Below are 14,709 nucleotides of genomic sequence, written 5' to 3' on the forward strand. Positions count from 1 at the left end.
CCGGGAGGCGGACGCCGCCTCCGGACGCGACGGCCGGTGAGGTCGCTCTCGCGGCCTCCCGCCACCGGGCCCGCACCCGACGCCGCAGGCGTCGACCAGCCGCGCGTGGCCGCGCCCCGGGGGCAGGGCCGACGGTCGCGCGCGCCGACGGAGACGAGGGATGAGTGAGCGCACTACGCGCCGAGAACGTGTACAAGGTGTTCGGCCGCCGGCCGGCGGAGGCCGTCCGGCGGCTCGAGGCGGGTGCCCACCGCGACGAGGTCAAGGGCCTCGGCACCGCGGCTGTCATCGACGCGACCTTCGAGGTGGCCGCGGGCGAGACGTTCGTCGTCATGGGCCTGTCCGGGTCCGGGAAGTCGACGCTCATCCGGATGCTCAACGGTCTGTGGCGGCCGACCTCGGGGCGGGTCCTGCTCGGTGACGCGGACCTGTCGACGATCTCCGCCCGCGACCTGCGCGCGCTGCGCCAGCGCCGGGTGTCCATGGTGTTCCAGCACTTCGCGCTGCTGCCCCACCGCACCATCCTCGACAACGCCGCCTACCCCCTCGCGCTGCAGGACGTGGACCGCACCGAGCGCCGGCGCCGCGCCGGCGAGGCGCTCGAGCTCGTCGGCCTGGCGGGCTGGGAGGACCACCTGCCCTCGCAGCTGTCGGGCGGCATGCGCCAGCGCGTCGGCCTGGCGCGCGCGCTCGCCGCCGACACCGACGTGCTGCTCATGGACGAGGCGTTCTCCGCGCTCGACCCGCTGATCCGCCGCGAGATGCAGGAGCAGCTCCTCGAGCTCCAGCAGACCCTCGGCAAGACGATCGTCTTCATCACCCACGACCTCAACGAGGCGATGCACCTCGGCGACCGCATCGCGGTGATGCGCGACGGGCGCATCGTCCAGATCGGCACGTCCGAGCAGATCCTCTCCGACCCGGCGGACGACTACGTCGCCCAGTTCGTCGCGGACGTCGACCGGACGCGGGTCCTGACCGCGGGCTCCGTCATGGTCCGGCCGGCGGCCGTCGTCACGACCGGCGCCGGACCGCGCGGCGCCCTGCGCCAGATGCGCGACGCGCAGACGTCGGCGGCCTACCTCGTGGACCGGGACCGCACCCTGCGCGGCGTCCTGCGCGACGCGGACGTCGTGGCCGCGCAGCGCGCCGGTGACGAGTCGCTGCTGGACCTCACCCTCGACGAGGTGACGCCCGTGACCGTCGACGCCCCGCTGGCCGACGTCTTCGCGCCGTCGGCGGAGACACCGCTGCCGGTCCCCGTGGTGGACGACCGGGGCCGCCTGGTGGGCGTGATCCCCCGCGTGACGCTGCTCGAGGCGATGGCGCCCCAGCAGGCCGAGACCGAGTCCGCCGACCCCACGGAGGTGCCGGCATGAGCGCCGAGCCGATGTTCCGCCTGCCCCTCGGCGACTGGGTCGAGTCCGGCGTCGACGCCGTCATCGACACCTTCGGGGGCCTCTTCGACGTCATCCGCACGGTCCTGCTGGCCTGCTTCGAGTCGCTCGAGCTGGTCCTGACCGCACCGCCCATGGCCGTGGTCGCCCTCGTGCTCGCCGCCGTCGCCTTGCTCGCGAAGGGGTGGCGGCTCGCGCTGGGCACCCTGGTCGGACTCCTCGTCATCGCGGGAGTGGACCAGTGGGACAACGCGATGGCGACCCTGGCCCTCGTGCTCGTCGCGAGCGTGATCGCGCTGGCGATCGGCGTCCCGCTGGGCATCTGGGCCGCCCGCGACGACCGCGTCTCGGCCGTGCTGCGGCCCGTGCTGGACTTCATGCAGACGATGCCGGCGTTCGTCTACCTCATCCCCGTGGTGATCATCTTCCTCACGGGCGCGGTCCCGGGCATCGTGGCGACGATCGTCTTCGCGCTGGCGCCCGGGGTCCGCTTCACCGAGCTCGGCATCCGGCAGGTCGACCGCGAGGTGGTCGAGGCCGGGCACGCCTTCGGCTCGACGCCCGGTCGCATCCTGCGCCAGATCCAGCTGCCCCTCGCCCTGCCGACGATCATGGCGGGCGTCAACCAGGTGATCATGCTCTCGCTGTCCATGGTGGTCATCGCGGGCATGGTCGGCGCCGACGGCCTCGGGCGGGACGTCGTCTCCGCGCTGTCGCGCGTCGACGTGGCGCTGGGCTTCGAGGCCGGGCTCGCCGTCGTCATCCTCGCGATCTACCTCGACCGCCTGACCTCCGGCCTGGCCGACCGGTCCCCCGTGGCGCGCGCCCTGCGCGCCACCTCGGCCTGACCCACGGCCCACCCGGGCCGACGACCCGGCGGCACGCCGCCACGGAAGGAACCATGACCCACCTCCGACGCACCACCGCCGCCGCGGCCTCGCTCGTCGCCGCCACCCTGGCCCTGACCGCCTGCACCGGCGGCGACACCGACGGCGGGCAGACCGCCACCGGCGACCAGAAGGACGTCACGATCGCGGTCCACAACGGCTGGGACGAGGGCATCGCCGTCTCGCACCTGTGGGCCGAGCTCCTCGAGTCCGAGGGGTACGACGTCGAGCTCGAGATGGCCGACGCCGGCCCCGTCTACACGGGGATCGCGGGCGGCCAGTTCGACGTCAACGTCGACACCTGGCTCCCGCTGACCCACGGCGACTACCTCGAGGAGTACGGCGACGACCTCGAGCTGCTCGGCGCGTGGTACGACGACGCCGTGCTGACGATCGCGGTCAACGAGGACGCCCCCCTCACCTCGCTCGCCGAGCTCGGCCAGAACGCCGACGTCTTCGGTGGCCGCCTGGTCGGCATCGAGCCCGGCGCCGGCCTGACGCGCATCACCAAGGACGAGGTCATCCCGACCTACGGCCTCGAGGGCATGGACTTCGTCGAGTCGTCGACGCCCGCGATGCTCGCCGAGCTCACGGGTGCCACGGACGCCGGCCGCGACATCGCCGTCACGCTGTGGCGGCCGCACTGGGCCTACGACGCGTTCCCCATCCGCGACCTCGAGGACCCCGAGGGCGCCCTGGGCGAGGCCGAGCGGATCGAGAGCGTCGGGCGCACGGGCTTCGCGGAGGACTTCCCGCAGCTGGCCGCGTGGCTCGCCGAGTTCACGCTGACGGACGAGCAGCTCTTCTCGCTCGAGAACATCATGTTCAACGAGCTGGGCGGCAAGGACAACGAGGCCGCCGTCGAGCGGTGGCTCGAGGAGAACCCGGACGTCTTCCCGGGCATCAAGGACGCGGCCGGCGAGGTCTGAGACCGCGACGTCGACGTCAGGCGGTGCCGCTCGCCGGCACCGCCTCGTCGACGAGCAGGACGGGGATGCCGTCCCGCACGGGGTAGGCCAGGGCGCACGCCTGGCCCTCGCACACCAGCTGCGGCGAGCCGTCGACGGCCGTGCCGTCGGCGAGCGTCGACCCGCACACGGGACAGCGCAGCAGGTCCCGCACCCAGGGCTCCATCGGCTGCCGGTCGCTCATCGCGTCTCCTCCGTCGCGTCGGCGCGCACGATCGACAGCACGTCGTCGCGCACCTTGACCATGATGTCCTCGTCGGCCGCCTCGACGTTGAGCCGCAGGAGCGGCTCGGTGTTCGAGGCGCGCAGGTTGAACCACCAGCGCGGGTGCTCGTCCCAGTGCGAGACCGTCAGCCCGTCGAGCTCGTCCACCTCGACGGGCCCGGCGCCCTGCTGCGTCACGTACGCCTCGACCACCCGGGCGCGCGCCGCGGCGACGTCGGCGACGCGCGAGTTGATCTCGCCCGAGGCCACGTAGGGCTCGTACGCCTCGGACAGCTCGCTGAGCGTCAGCGGGCGGCCGTCGGGCGCCGTCGCCTGGCCGAGCGCGGACAGCACGTGCATGGCCGCGAGCATGCCGGTGTCGGCGAAGAAGAAGTCGCGGAAGTAGTAGTGCGCGCTGTGCTCGCCGCCGAAGACGGCGTCGTTGCGGGCCATCTCCGCCTTGATGAAGGAGTGGCCCACGCGCGTGCGCACCGTGCGGGCACCCGCCGCCTCGAGCAGGTCGGGGACGACCTTGGAGGAGATGAGGTTGTAGATGACCGTCGGCGTGCGGCCGGCGGCGCGCTCGCGCGCGACCTCGCGCAGCCCGACCAGCGCCGTGATCGCCGACGGCGTCACGGGCTCGCCCCGCTCGTCGATGACGAAGCAGCGGTCGGCGTCGCCGTCGAAGGCCAGGCCGATGTCGGCGCCGTGCTCGACGACGGCCGCCTGCAGGTCGCGCAGGTTCTCGGGCTCGAGCGGGTTCGCCTCGTGGTTCGGGAACGTGCCGTCGAGCTCGAAGTACAGCGGCACGACGTCGAACGGCAGCGCGGGCAGGCCCGCGGCGTCCCCGAGCACGGCGGGCACCGTGAGCCCGCCCATCCCGTTCCCGGCGTCGACGACGACCTTGAGCCGGCGCAGGCCGGCGAGGTCGACGAGCGAGCGCAGGAACGCCGCGTACTCCCCCAGCATCTCGCGCTCGGTGACCTCACCGGGCACGGCGGCGTCGGCCGGCGGCTCGACCAGGTACCGCGCGGCGAGCTCGCGGATCTCGCCGAGCCCCGAGTCCTCGCCCACCGGCCGCGCACCTGCCCAGCACATCTTGATGCCGTTGTACTGCGCGGGGTTGTGGCTCGCGGTGAACATCGCGCCCGGCACGTCCAGCGCGCCCGAGGCGTGGTAGAGCCCGTCGGTCGAGCACAGCCCGATGAGCACGACGTCGACCCCGCGCCGGGTCAGGCCCTCCGCGAACGCGCCGACGAGCTCCGGGCCCGAGGGTCGCATGTCGCGGCCGATGACGGCGCGCGGCCGGGCGTCGCCCGTGGCGTCCGCTCCCCGCAGCACGACGACGTCGGCGAACGCGGCGCCGATGGCCCGCGCGACGTCGGGGCTGAACTGCTCCGGCACGACGCCGCGGACGTCGTAGGCCTTGATGAGCGCGCTGAGGTCGGGCCGTGGTGCTGTGGTCACGGCGGCAGCCTAGTGGCGCGCGGCGCCCGAGGACCGCGTCAGCGCGGCTTGCGGGCCGAGCGCTGGATGATGGTGTCGATCGGCAGGCTCTGCCACGCTCCCGCGTCGTCGAGGGTGATCCACTCGCGCCGCTCGCAGCGGTTGCAGGAGACGAACGTGACGTCGGTGCCGTCCGTCAGGACCAGCGGCAGGCGGGTCAGGTCCGGGCCGCTGCACGACGAGCAGCGCTCCGGCGGCGGGACGCCCGGGCCGGGCAGGCCGCCCGGCGGGGGCACCGAGGCCCGTGCCACGTCAGCCCTCCCCGCGCAGGACGCGCAGGTGGCCGCGACGGCTGACCTCGGTACCGGGGGGCACCTGCGGCGCCTCGGGGGCCGCCTCGGGACGCCGTCGCCCCGCCTCGCGCACCGCGTCCGCGAGCGCCACGAGGTCGTCGGGCGTCGGACCGCTCGGGACGAACTCGGGCGTGAGCCGGACGACCTCCCAGCCCCGCGGCGCCGTCAGGCGCCCGGCGTGCTCGCCGCACAGGTCGTAGGAGTGCGGCTCGGCGAGCTGGGCGAGCGGTCCGAGGACCGCCGTGGAGTCCGAGTAGACGTACGTGAGCGTCGCGACGGCGGCACGGCCGCAGGCACTGCGGGAGCACTGGCGGCCTGATCTCACGCGAGGAGACTACCCGGGGCGTCCCGCGCACGGGCGGCCACCACGCCGCGTCGGCGACACTCGGGCGCGCCGGTGCCCCGACGTACAGTGGGCCCGTGAGCACCCTGCGTCGCGGTCCTGCGGGGCCGGTGGTGGCGGCGCGGCGACGGGACCGCCGGGGACGCGGCCTGCGCGGCCCGCTGATGCCGATGAACCTGCCGGGCTACCGCACGCGCGCCGAGCGCTTCGACGAGCACGTGCTGGCCGCCGTCGAGCGGATCGAGCGGCGCTGGTCGGCCCAGCTCGAGGGCACCGAGTTCGCGGTCGAGGACGTGCCCCCGTCGGGCCCGGCTCCCTGGGAGCACGGCGGCGTGCCGCTCGGCCGGTGCTTCCCCGCCGACGCCGGCCTGCCCTCGCGCATCGTCGTCTACCGGCGCCCGCTCGAGACGCGCGCCGTGGACGAGGCGGACCTCATGGACCTGGTCCGCGACGTCCTGGTCGAGCAGGTGGCGCACCTGCTCGCGCGCGCACCGGAGGACGTCGACCCGGAGTACCGCAGCTGAGCGCAGAGCGCCCGGCGGCTGCGTCTAGGCTGGACGCCACCATGGCAGCCCCCACGCCCCCGTCCGTCCGCGTCGTGTGCGTGACCTTCCACCCCGGTGACGAGCTCGACGCCTTCGCCCGGTCGCTGCACGAGGCGACCACCGGTCCGGTCGAGCTCGTGCTCGTCGACAACGGCAGCGACCACACGGTGGGCGAGCGCGTCGCGCGCGAGCACGGGGGCCGCGTCCTGCCGGCGGGCGGCAACCTCGGGTACGGCCGGGCCGCGAACCTCGGCGCCCAGGACGCGACGCAGGAGTGGCTCGTCGTCGCCAACCCCGACGTCGTGTGGCACCCCGGGAGCCTCGACGCCCTGCTGGCGGCGGGGGCCCGTCACCCGCGGGCCGGCGCGCTCGGGCCCGGCATCCTCAACACCGACGGCACGCGGTACCCCTCGGCGCGCGCCCTGCCCTCGCTCACCCAGGGCGCCGGTCACGCCGTCCTCGGGCGCGTGTGGCCCGGCAACCCGTGGACGCGCGCCTACCAGCGGCGCCAGGAGGACACCGCCTCCGTGGAGCGCACCGCGGGCTGGCTGTCGGGCTCGTGCCTCCTGCTGCGCACGGAGGCGTTCCGCGCGGTCGGCGGCTTCGACGAGGGCTACTTCATGTTCTTCGAGGACCTGGACCTGGGCGAGCGGCTCGGGCTGGCCGGCTGGGAGAACGTCTACGTCCCCGACGTCACCGTGACGCACATCGGCGGCACGTCCTGGCGCGAGCGACCGGCGCGGATGATCCGGGCCCATCACGCCTCCGCGGCGCGCTACCTGACGCGGCGCTACCACCGCTGGTACCAGTGGCCCGTGCGGGTGGCGATCCGGGCCGGGCTCGCCGTGCGGCAGGCGCTCGAGCTGCGCGCCGCGCGCTGAGGCCTCAGCCGACCAGCACGTCCACCGCGGGGCGGTCCCGCGTGGGCGCCACCGGGGCGAGCACGGAGACCATCTGGCCGCTCTCGTCGTCGTGCACGAGCACCACGGCCCACGCGACCCGGGGGTCCTGCGTGCGCACGACGACGGCCGCGGGCACCGCGGTGTCCGCGCCGTCCGCCTCGTCCACCAGGTCGGCGAGCGCCAGCTCCGTCGTCGTGCCGGCGCGCAGGCTCACGTCCCGGGACGCGACGACGGCGCCCGAGGCGTCGAGCACCTCGACCTCGACCTCGGCGGCACCCCTGACGTCCGGGAGGGGCGCGACGCCCAGCGAGAGGGTCGGGCTGGTGCCCGGCAGGGCCGGCAGCGCCAGCGGTCCCGTCGTGCCCCCGCGCACCGACGGGGCCCAGGCCCGGTCGACCGGCGACAGCGCCAGCGTGCCCGCGCCGGGCCGGCCGACGCCGGCTCCCCGGGTCAGGAGCGCCGACGCCACCACGGGGACCTCGCTCTCGACGACCACGGTGTACGTGCCCGCCGGCAGACCGGCGAGCGGCACGTCGAGCACCTCCCCCGCGGCCAGCTCGACCTCCTCGGCGCCGGGCAGCGACACGTCGCCGTCGGGCCCGAGCAGCGTGAGGGTGGCCGTCCCGCCCTCCTCGCCCGGGGCGAGCAGGCGCACGGCCGCGGTGTCGGTGCCGTCGATCTCCGAGGCCGTGACGGACAGCCCGGGGACCACCTGGCGCTGGGACGGCGCGCGGCCGGCGGCGACGTAGTCCACGCCCGCGGGCAGGAGCCCGCGCAGCTCGCTGTCCTGCAGGTAGGCGGTGACCAGACCGCCGGCGGCGCGCAGGTGCACCACGATGCGTCGCTGCTCGGCGGCGACGCCCTCGAGGAGGACCACGCGCTCGGCGCCGGGCGGGACGAGGTACTCGGGCGCCCCGGCGAGGTCGACGGGACCCGCGGGCCCCCACAGCTCGACGTCGACCGTCGCCGGCGTCGAGCCCGGGTTCTGCAGGACGAGGCGCGCACTGGTGCCCAGCGACGTCCCGCCTCCCACGAGCCACACGTCGGCGGCCGGCTGCTGGCACGACGTCGCCGCGACGCCGCGCAGGTCGCCCGCCGCGGTCAGCGCGCCGACGGCGCCGGCCGACCACGCGGGCCCGTCGCCCGCGGCGCCGGTCCGCACGACGAGCGCCTCCGCGGGCGTCGTCGTCGCCACCGCCGCGCCGGCCGCGGGCGCGAGGTCCGCGACGGCCTCGCCCCCGGCGACCGGCCCCACCTCGCCGGACGCCGTGGTGGCCGGCACGCCCCCGGTCGGGGCGACGCTCACGGCGGCGAGCCGCGTCACCGACTCCCCCGGGGACGGGTCGAACTGCGGGTCGTAGAGCGCGTCCTGGCCCGGCTCCGGCTCGGTCGCCAGGCGCAGCGGTCCGGGGCAGACGAGCGCCGTCGGCGGCGCCGGCACCTCGACGGTCGCCGGGGCCCCCACGAGCGTCTCGGTCGCCGCGAGCCGCGGCTCGAGCACGGGGGCGAGCACGAGAGCCGCCACCACCGCCAGGACGCCGACGCCGGTGAGCGCCCGCAGCGCGGCGCGTCGCACCCGGGTCGCGGCCGTGAGGCCGGCCGTGGCCGGGGCCGCCGGGGCCGTCGCGTCGTCGCTCATCGGGATGCTCCTCGTCGGCGTCGGACCGGGATCGCCAGGAGCACCGTCACCAGCAGGGTGAGCGCCTGCAGGGCGAGCCACGGGGTGCGCCCGGCCGGGTCGTAGGCGACCACGAGCCGGCCGCCGTCGGCGCCGAGCTCGAAGGTCTGCTGCCAGGCACCGTCGACGGCGCGCAGCGGGCGCCCGTCGAGCCACGCGCGCCACCCCGGGTCGGCGCGCTCGGCGAGCACGAGCGCGCGCGCGGAGGCGCCGTCCGCGACCCGCGCGTCGACCCGCCCGGCCCGCGCCGGCACGGCCTGCGCGTCGGGCTCGCCGTCGGCGGCGTCCGGCACGGTCACGCGCGCCCACGCGGACGTGGTGCCCACCTGGCCCGCCGCGACGCGCCAGATGATCCCGGACTCGGTCTCGGTGACGCGCTCGAGGCCCCGCGTCGCGTCGATGCGGCCGACCACGACAGCGCGCTCCGACGTGGCCGCGTCCTGCGCCGGCGGCACGAGCACGGCCCCGACGCCCAGGTGGGCGAGCCGGACCGCGACGTCGTCGGTCGCCCCCGCCGCGAGCCGGGCTGCGGCGTCCGCGAGCTCGGCGTCGGCGGTGTCGAGGACCGCCGACGACGGGGCGTCGACCGGGCCCGTCACGGCGCGCGAGGTGACGGTCCGGGAGAGGTCGGTGAGCTGGACGCCGTCGTGCCGCAGCACGACGGCCCGGACGGTGGTGCCCTCCCCCTCGGGGCCGGGCGCGAGGCTGAGCACCCGGACCGCGTCCGGCGACGCCTGGAGCTGGCGCCCGGCCGCGGGCACCACCGGCACGTCCGACGTCGTGGCGGCGAGCGTCCGGCCGCCGCGCGCGTCCCACGCCCACCCGCCGAGCACGGCGGCGGGTCCGACGACCGCGACCAGGGCGAGCACGCCCGCGGCGACCTGCCGCCAGCCGAAGGCGTGGCGCCCGACGGCGGCGCGCACGCCGCTCGCGCCGGCGACCGCCGCCACGAGCAGTCCCAGCAGGACCAGGCTCGTCGCGGGTCCGGCCCACGCCGTCACGAGCGCGCTCGTGGACCCCTCGGTCGCGGCGACGCCCGTGTGGACGGCGCCCAGGGCCAGGCCGGCGAGCACGCCGCACCCCGCGAGGAGCCAGCCGACCCGCGCGGCGCGCCCGCGCCCGGCGGCGGCGACGAGACCCACCAGCGCGACGGCGGCGACCACGCCCGTCGCCGCGAGGGGAAGCCACTCCAGGTCCTCGGGCAGGCCGAGCCCGCCGAGCAGCGAGCCCGGTGCCACCGGCCACCCGAGCAGCTGCTGCCACGGCGCGGCCGCCGCCGGACCGGCCACCGGGACCCCCGGCTCCGCCACGAGCGCGCGCCAGCCGCCGTCGGACCACCGCGTGAGCGCGGCCACGACGGTCGGGGCCTGCAGCACGAGCGCCGGCAGCGCGACCCAGACCAGGCGCCGGCGCCGGCGGACGGCGAGCGCGACGACCACCAGGGCGAGGAGGCCGACGGGCAGCAGCACCGGGGCGCCCGCCGTGGCGACGGCGAACGCCAGGCCGGCGCCGGCCGCGGCGGCGAGCGACGGCTCGGCGTGGCGGGCCGACGCGGCGGGCTCGTCGCCTCGAGTGCCCCCGAGGCGCTGGGCGCCCACCAGGCCGGAGTCGACGACGTCGACACGGGCCAGGCCCACGGCGCGCGCGACACCCAGCGCCACCCAGGGCAGCGCCGCGTGCGCCACGACGGCGCCGAGGCGGGCGTGGGTCAGCCCGACGAGCAGCGCGGGCGCGGCCGTCCACACCAGCGCCGCCCACGCCCGCAGCGCGACGGAGCGGGTCGCCGCGCCGGCGGCGAACCAGGCCCCCACCGCGGAGAGCACGAGCGAGCCGAGGAGCAGGGCCGCGGCGGCCAGGCCGACCGTGCCCGTCAGCACGGTCAGGGGCGCGAGGACGAGCAGGAAGGGGTCGGCCGGCGCCGGGGCGCCGAAGCCCTGGTCGACCCAGGCCGCCGTGGCGGCCCGCCACAGCTCGCCGCGGCCGGCGTCGCCGTAGGCCAGCGTGCCGCCCGCGAGCCGCTCCCCCGCCGACACCCGGGTCACCAGCGGACCCACGACCACGGCGGACACGGCCACCGCGAGGACGCCGACCGCGGCCAGCGTCGCGCGGCGACGGGTGCGCAGCGCCGCCAGCTCGCGCATCTCGAGCTCGCTCGGCGTCGAGCGGAGCCGGCGGCGCTCCGCGGCGGCGAGCCGGCGGTCCCGCTCCTCGCGGGCGACGTCGCGCCACGTCACCTGCAGGGGTCGCAGCGAGCGGCGCGCCAGCCGCCGAGTCCGGGACGCCCGGCGACGCGCGGCGACGACCCGGTCCGGCCGCAGGAGGACCGCCCAGGGCGCGACGAGCTCCGCGACCACGAGGTGCGGCTCCTTGGTGAGCAGACGCCCCAGGGCCCGGACGACCCCGCTCGCCACCGCGAGCAGGGCCACGACGGGCACGAGCCCCAGCGGAACGCCCGTGAGCTGGGCGTGCAGGTACGCCTCGCGGCGCGCCTGCGCGGAGCGGCGTGCGTCCCAGCCGGGCCGGTTGAGGACGGCGCCGGCGACCGGTCGGGCGAGCGAGGCCTGCGCGTGGCGCACCACGGCCGCGGGCACGACGACGACGCGGTGCCCGGCCAGGCGCGCGCGCCGGCACAGGTCCAGGCCGTCGCCGTAGGGACCGAGCGCGGGGTCGGGCCCGCCCAGCTCGTCCCAGACGTCGCGCCGGACGAGGGCGCCGGCGAGCCCGACCGCCAGCACGTCGTCACGGCCGTCGTGCTGCCCCTGGTCGACCTCGGGCTCGTCCAGCCCGGTCATGCGGCGCCCGAAGCGCGAGGTGGTCAGCCCCACCTCGAGCACCCGGACGGGCGGGGCCCAGGTGCGCTGCTTGCACCCCGCGACCGCCACGGACGGCGCAACCTCGACCGCGCGCACGAGCTCGGCCAGGGCGGTCGGCGCCGGGGCGCTGTCGTCGTGCAGGAGCCAGACCCACGCCGGGCCGGCGCCGGTCGGGCGGTCGGCGTCGGCCGCGAGGGCCGCGCGCACGGCGTGACCGAAGGTGCGCGCGCCCCGGGCGCTGACGACGCGTACGACGGGGCCCGCGCCGCCCTCGGGCGCGCGCAGGCGCCCCGCGACCGCCGCGACGTCGTCGTCCGGCTGGTCCGCGGGTGCGGCGTCCACCACGAGCACGCGCTGCGGCGCGCGCGTCTGCGCCCCGAGTGCCGCGAGGGTCTCCTCGAGGTACTCGGTGGTCCCGCGGGTCACGAGGACCGCCGTCACCTCGACGGTGCGGGACCGGGCCGGGGGCGCGGAGGGCTGGGGGTGAGCCTGGGTCATCGGGTCCTATCCTGCGCCACGCGAGCGGCGCAGGAGGTCAGGGGGCTCAGACGACGCGCTTCTTGAGCTTGCGTCGCTCGCGCTCGGACAGCCCGCCCCAGATGCCGAAGCGCTCGTCGTGCGCGAGGGCGTACTCGAGGCACTCGGCGCGCACCTCGCAGCTCGTGCAGACCTTCTTCGCCTCGCGGGTGGAACCGCCCTTCTCGGGGAAGAACGCCTCGGGATCCGTCTGCGCGCAGAGGGCCCGCTCCTGCCAGCTCAGGACCGTCTCGTCGTCGGCGGCGCCGAAGAGCGGGAGGATCGCGGCCCCGTCGGTCGCGACCTCGACCGGCGGCTCGAGCCCGAGGTCGGTCGGGAACGGTGCGTCGTCATTGAGCAGGTTCCACATGTCCAGAGCCTCCGTGCCCGCGTCGGTGCCCCTCAGGCGTTCGCCCTGCGAGAAGTGCATTGGTGGAATTACACGCGTGTCGTGCCGCAGAGTCAAGCCGCGGGGTGGTAGGTCACGCGCCCGGCCCACCGCAATCCGGACATTCGGGCGGCCCGCGCCGATCCGCCGGGGGCGGCGGCCCGACCTAGGCTGACGCCCATGGCCTCCCCCGACGCGCACCCCCACGCGCCCGCCACCGTCGCCGACGTCCTGGCGCGCCTGCTGCGCGACCCCGGCCGGCCGCGGCTGACCTGGTACGGGCCGGACGGCGAGCGCGTCGAGCTGTCCGGGCACGTGCTCGACAACTGGGTCGCCAAGACCACGAACCTCCTGGTCGAGGAGCTCGACGCCGGCCCCGGGACGGTGGTGCTCCTCGACCTGCCCGTGCACTGGCGGACGGTCGTGTGGGCCCTGGCGACGTGGCGGGCGGGCGCCACCGTCCTCCTCGACCCGGGCGCACCCTCCTCGTCCCCGCGCCGGCCGGACGTGGTCGTGACCGACGCGCCGGACCGCCACCCCGACGCGGCCGAGCTCGTCGCCGTCGCGCTCCCCGCGCTCGCGCGCCGCTTCGACGGCGACCTGCCCACCCGGGCGCTGGACGCCGCGACGGCGGTCATGACGTACGGGGACGTGATCTCCTGGGCACCGGCGGTCGACCGCGACGAGCCGGCGCTCGGGGCCGCGGACCCGCTGGTGCCGCACGGCGCCCTCGTGGGCTGGGCGACCGCCTGCCCCGCGGCGGCCCGCAGCGCGGCGCCCGCGCCCCGGGCGCTGCTCGCTCCGCCCGTGGGCGGACGCGTCACCGACGCGGTGCGGGACGTGCTCGGAGTCCTGGCGCTCGACGGCTCGGTGGTGCTCTGCGACCCGGCGGTGGGCGCCGAGCTCGCCGTCGACGGCGAGCGGCGCGAGCGGCTGGTGAGCGCGGAGCGGGTCACGAGCGAGGGCTGAGCCTCAGGGCACGTCCGCCTGGACGAGACGACCTCGACCGCGCGCCGACAGGGGGCCGTCGTGCGCGGGGACGAACGCGGCCTCGCCCGCACGCAGCGTCAGGGAGCCGTCGGCCTGCGAGTCCAGGGTGACCTCGCCCTCGAGGCACACCAGGACGCGCGGTCCGCGGCCCGGCAGCCGGTGGTCGCGGCCGCTGGTCACGGTCGTCACCGAGAGCTCGAAGTCGTCGACCGGCGCGTAGAAGACCTTGGTCGTCTCGTAGAACACCTCGGGGGCGACGCGGATCGGCGGCGCGGCGACGTAGTCGACGTTCGCGAGCAGCTCGGGGATGTCGATGTGCTTGGCGGTCAGCCCCGCACGCAGCACGTTGTCCGAGTTGGCCATGATCTCGACGCCGAGCCCCTTGAGGTACGCGTGCACGCCGCCCGCGGGCACGAAGAGCGCGTCACCGGGCTCGAGGGTCACGGGGTTGAGCAGGAGCGACGTCACCGCACCCGGGTCCCCCGGGTACGCCTCGGCGAGCTGCACGACCGTACGGTCCGCGCGCGGCGACGGAGAGCCGTCCAGCAGCCGCAGCCGGCATGCGTCGGCCACGACCTGCACGTCGTCGGGGCTCGGGCGGACCGCGGGGTCCAGGAGTCCGCGGAACGCGGCGCGCATGCCCTCGTAGGTGGGAGAGGCCGTGAGCACCTCGTGCAGCGTCTTGGCGAGCGGCGCGTCGATGCCCGCCACCAGCTCGGCCGCCCGGCGCGGTGCGCGGAACCCGCACAGCGCCTCGAACCGCGTCAGCGCGTAGAGCAGCTCGGGCTTGTGGTTGCGGTCGCGGTAGTTGCGCGCCGGGTCGTCGACGGCGAGGCCGGCCGCCTCCTCCGCCTCGAAGCCGCGCGCGGCCCGCTCGAGGTTCGGGTGGACCTGGAGCGAGAGCGGCCCGTCGGGAGCGATGATCTTGAGCAGGTAGGGCAGCCTCGTGCCGAACCGGGCGACGACGCCTGGACCGAGCATGCGCTCCGGGTCCGCCGCGATCGCCGCGTCGAGCGGCTCCTGGCCCGTCGGCGCGTCGAGCAACGACGGGGTCGAGGCGTGCGCCCCGAACCACAGCTCGGCGATCGGGAGGTCCTGCGGCGGGTGGCCCAGCAGGCGCGGGATCGCGGCGTGGGACCCCCACGCGTAGTGGCGGACCCGCCCCCGAAGTCGCTGCACCACCCCACCCCCTCGACGCCTGACGGCCTGTCTGCGGACAGTGCGGACAGCGCGCACTTCGGAGCCGCACCCCGTCGGTGCGGTCCGCACTCTAGCGAAG

General features: G+C 76.7%; 14 protein-coding genes. 6 read left to right on the forward strand and 8 right to left on the reverse strand.

What is annotated here, in order from left to right:
• The first annotated feature begins 164 nt into the window (after nucleotides 1-164).
• Genes H2O74_RS11620 through H2O74_RS11630 form a run of 3 tightly spaced genes read left to right on the forward strand, consistent with a single transcriptional unit; the run spans nucleotide 165 to nucleotide 3,213 of the window.
• Nucleotides 165-1,379: a glycine betaine/L-proline ABC transporter ATP-binding protein gene (locus H2O74_RS11620; protein ID WP_182111733.1), complete on the forward strand. Its 1,215-nt coding sequence runs from the start codon at nucleotides 165-167 to the stop codon at nucleotides 1,377-1,379.
• Nucleotides 1,376-2,245, forward strand: coding sequence for a proline/glycine betaine ABC transporter permease (locus H2O74_RS11625; RefSeq protein WP_182111734.1), 870 nt, complete (start codon nucleotides 1,376-1,378; stop codon nucleotides 2,243-2,245). Before H2O74_RS11620 ends, H2O74_RS11625 begins: the two co-directional genes overlap by 4 nt.
• Before the next feature lie 53 nt (nucleotides 2,246-2,298).
• Nucleotides 2,299-3,213, forward strand: coding sequence for a glycine betaine ABC transporter substrate-binding protein (locus H2O74_RS11630; RefSeq protein ID WP_182111735.1), 915 nt, complete (start codon nucleotides 2,299-2,301; stop codon nucleotides 3,211-3,213).
• A gap of 16 nt (nucleotides 3,214-3,229) precedes the next feature.
• Here the strand turns inward: H2O74_RS11630 and H2O74_RS11635 are convergent, their stop codons facing one another.
• From H2O74_RS11635 to H2O74_RS11650, 4 genes are read right to left on the reverse strand one after another with little or no spacing between them, the layout of a single operon-like run.
• The gene (locus H2O74_RS11635; RefSeq protein ID WP_182111736.1) at nucleotides 3,230-3,436 is read right to left on the reverse strand and encodes a Trm112 family protein; all 207 of its coding nucleotides are present in this window, start codon (nucleotides 3,434-3,436) and stop codon (nucleotides 3,230-3,232) included.
• Complete coding sequence (locus tag H2O74_RS11640) at nucleotides 3,433-4,923, reverse strand: phosphomannomutase/phosphoglucomutase (protein ID WP_182111737.1); 1,491 nt, start codon at nucleotides 4,921-4,923, stop codon at nucleotides 3,433-3,435. Before H2O74_RS11640 ends, H2O74_RS11635 begins: the two co-directional genes overlap by 4 nt.
• Before the next feature lie 38 nt (nucleotides 4,924-4,961).
• Entirely contained in the window at nucleotides 4,962-5,213 is a 252-nt protein-coding gene (locus H2O74_RS11645) for a hypothetical protein (RefSeq protein ID WP_182111738.1), read from the reverse strand.
• Between the two features lies 1 nt (nucleotide 5,214).
• Nucleotides 5,215-5,580 (reverse strand): DUF3499 domain-containing protein, encoded by a 366-nt coding sequence (locus H2O74_RS11650; protein ID WP_182111739.1) that lies wholly within the window; start codon nucleotides 5,578-5,580, stop codon nucleotides 5,215-5,217.
• A 95-nt stretch (nucleotides 5,581-5,675) separates the two neighbouring features.
• Between H2O74_RS11650 and H2O74_RS11655 the strand changes: the two genes are divergently transcribed.
• Entirely contained in the window at nucleotides 5,676-6,122 is a 447-nt protein-coding gene (locus H2O74_RS11655) for a metallopeptidase family protein (RefSeq protein ID WP_255491588.1), read from the forward strand.
• Nucleotides 6,123-6,163: 41 nt separating this feature from the next.
• Nucleotides 6,164-7,024, forward strand: coding sequence for a glycosyltransferase family 2 protein (locus H2O74_RS11660; protein WP_182111740.1), 861 nt, complete (start codon nucleotides 6,164-6,166; stop codon nucleotides 7,022-7,024).
• A gap of 4 nt (nucleotides 7,025-7,028) precedes the next feature.
• Here the strand turns inward: H2O74_RS11660 and H2O74_RS11665 are convergent, their stop codons facing one another.
• From H2O74_RS11665 to H2O74_RS11675, 3 genes are read right to left on the reverse strand one after another with little or no spacing between them, the layout of a single operon-like run.
• Complete coding sequence (locus tag H2O74_RS11665) at nucleotides 7,029-8,684, reverse strand: DUF5719 family protein (protein ID WP_182111741.1); 1,656 nt, start codon at nucleotides 8,682-8,684, stop codon at nucleotides 7,029-7,031.
• Nucleotides 8,681-12,034 (reverse strand): glycosyltransferase, encoded by a 3,354-nt coding sequence (locus tag H2O74_RS11670; protein ID WP_182111742.1) that lies wholly within the window; start codon nucleotides 12,032-12,034, stop codon nucleotides 8,681-8,683. The genes H2O74_RS11665 and H2O74_RS11670 overlap by 4 nt, the downstream gene beginning before the upstream one ends.
• Before the next feature lie 46 nt (nucleotides 12,035-12,080).
• Nucleotides 12,081-12,422 (reverse strand): WhiB family transcriptional regulator, encoded by a 342-nt coding sequence (locus H2O74_RS11675; protein WP_182114236.1) that lies wholly within the window; start codon nucleotides 12,420-12,422, stop codon nucleotides 12,081-12,083.
• 198 nt (nucleotides 12,423-12,620) lie between these two features.
• On the opposite strand from H2O74_RS11675, the gene H2O74_RS11680 reads away from it, so the two are divergent.
• Complete coding sequence (locus H2O74_RS11680) at nucleotides 12,621-13,409, forward strand: TIGR03089 family protein (RefSeq protein ID WP_182111743.1); 789 nt, start codon at nucleotides 12,621-12,623, stop codon at nucleotides 13,407-13,409.
• A gap of 3 nt (nucleotides 13,410-13,412) precedes the next feature.
• Here the strand turns inward: H2O74_RS11680 and manA are convergent, their stop codons facing one another.
• Nucleotides 13,413-14,609 carry a mannose-6-phosphate isomerase, class I gene (gene manA / locus H2O74_RS11685; RefSeq protein WP_182111744.1) on the reverse strand — a complete coding sequence of 399 codons (1,197 nt, stop codon included), beginning with the start codon at nucleotides 14,607-14,609 and terminating at the stop codon, nucleotides 13,413-13,415.
• Between the last annotated feature and the right edge of the window lie 100 nt (nucleotides 14,610-14,709).

Origin of the sequence: Actinotalea sp. JY-7876 (assembly GCF_014042015.1) — a bacterium.
GTDB lineage: Bacteria > Actinomycetota > Actinomycetes > Actinomycetales > Cellulomonadaceae > Actinotalea.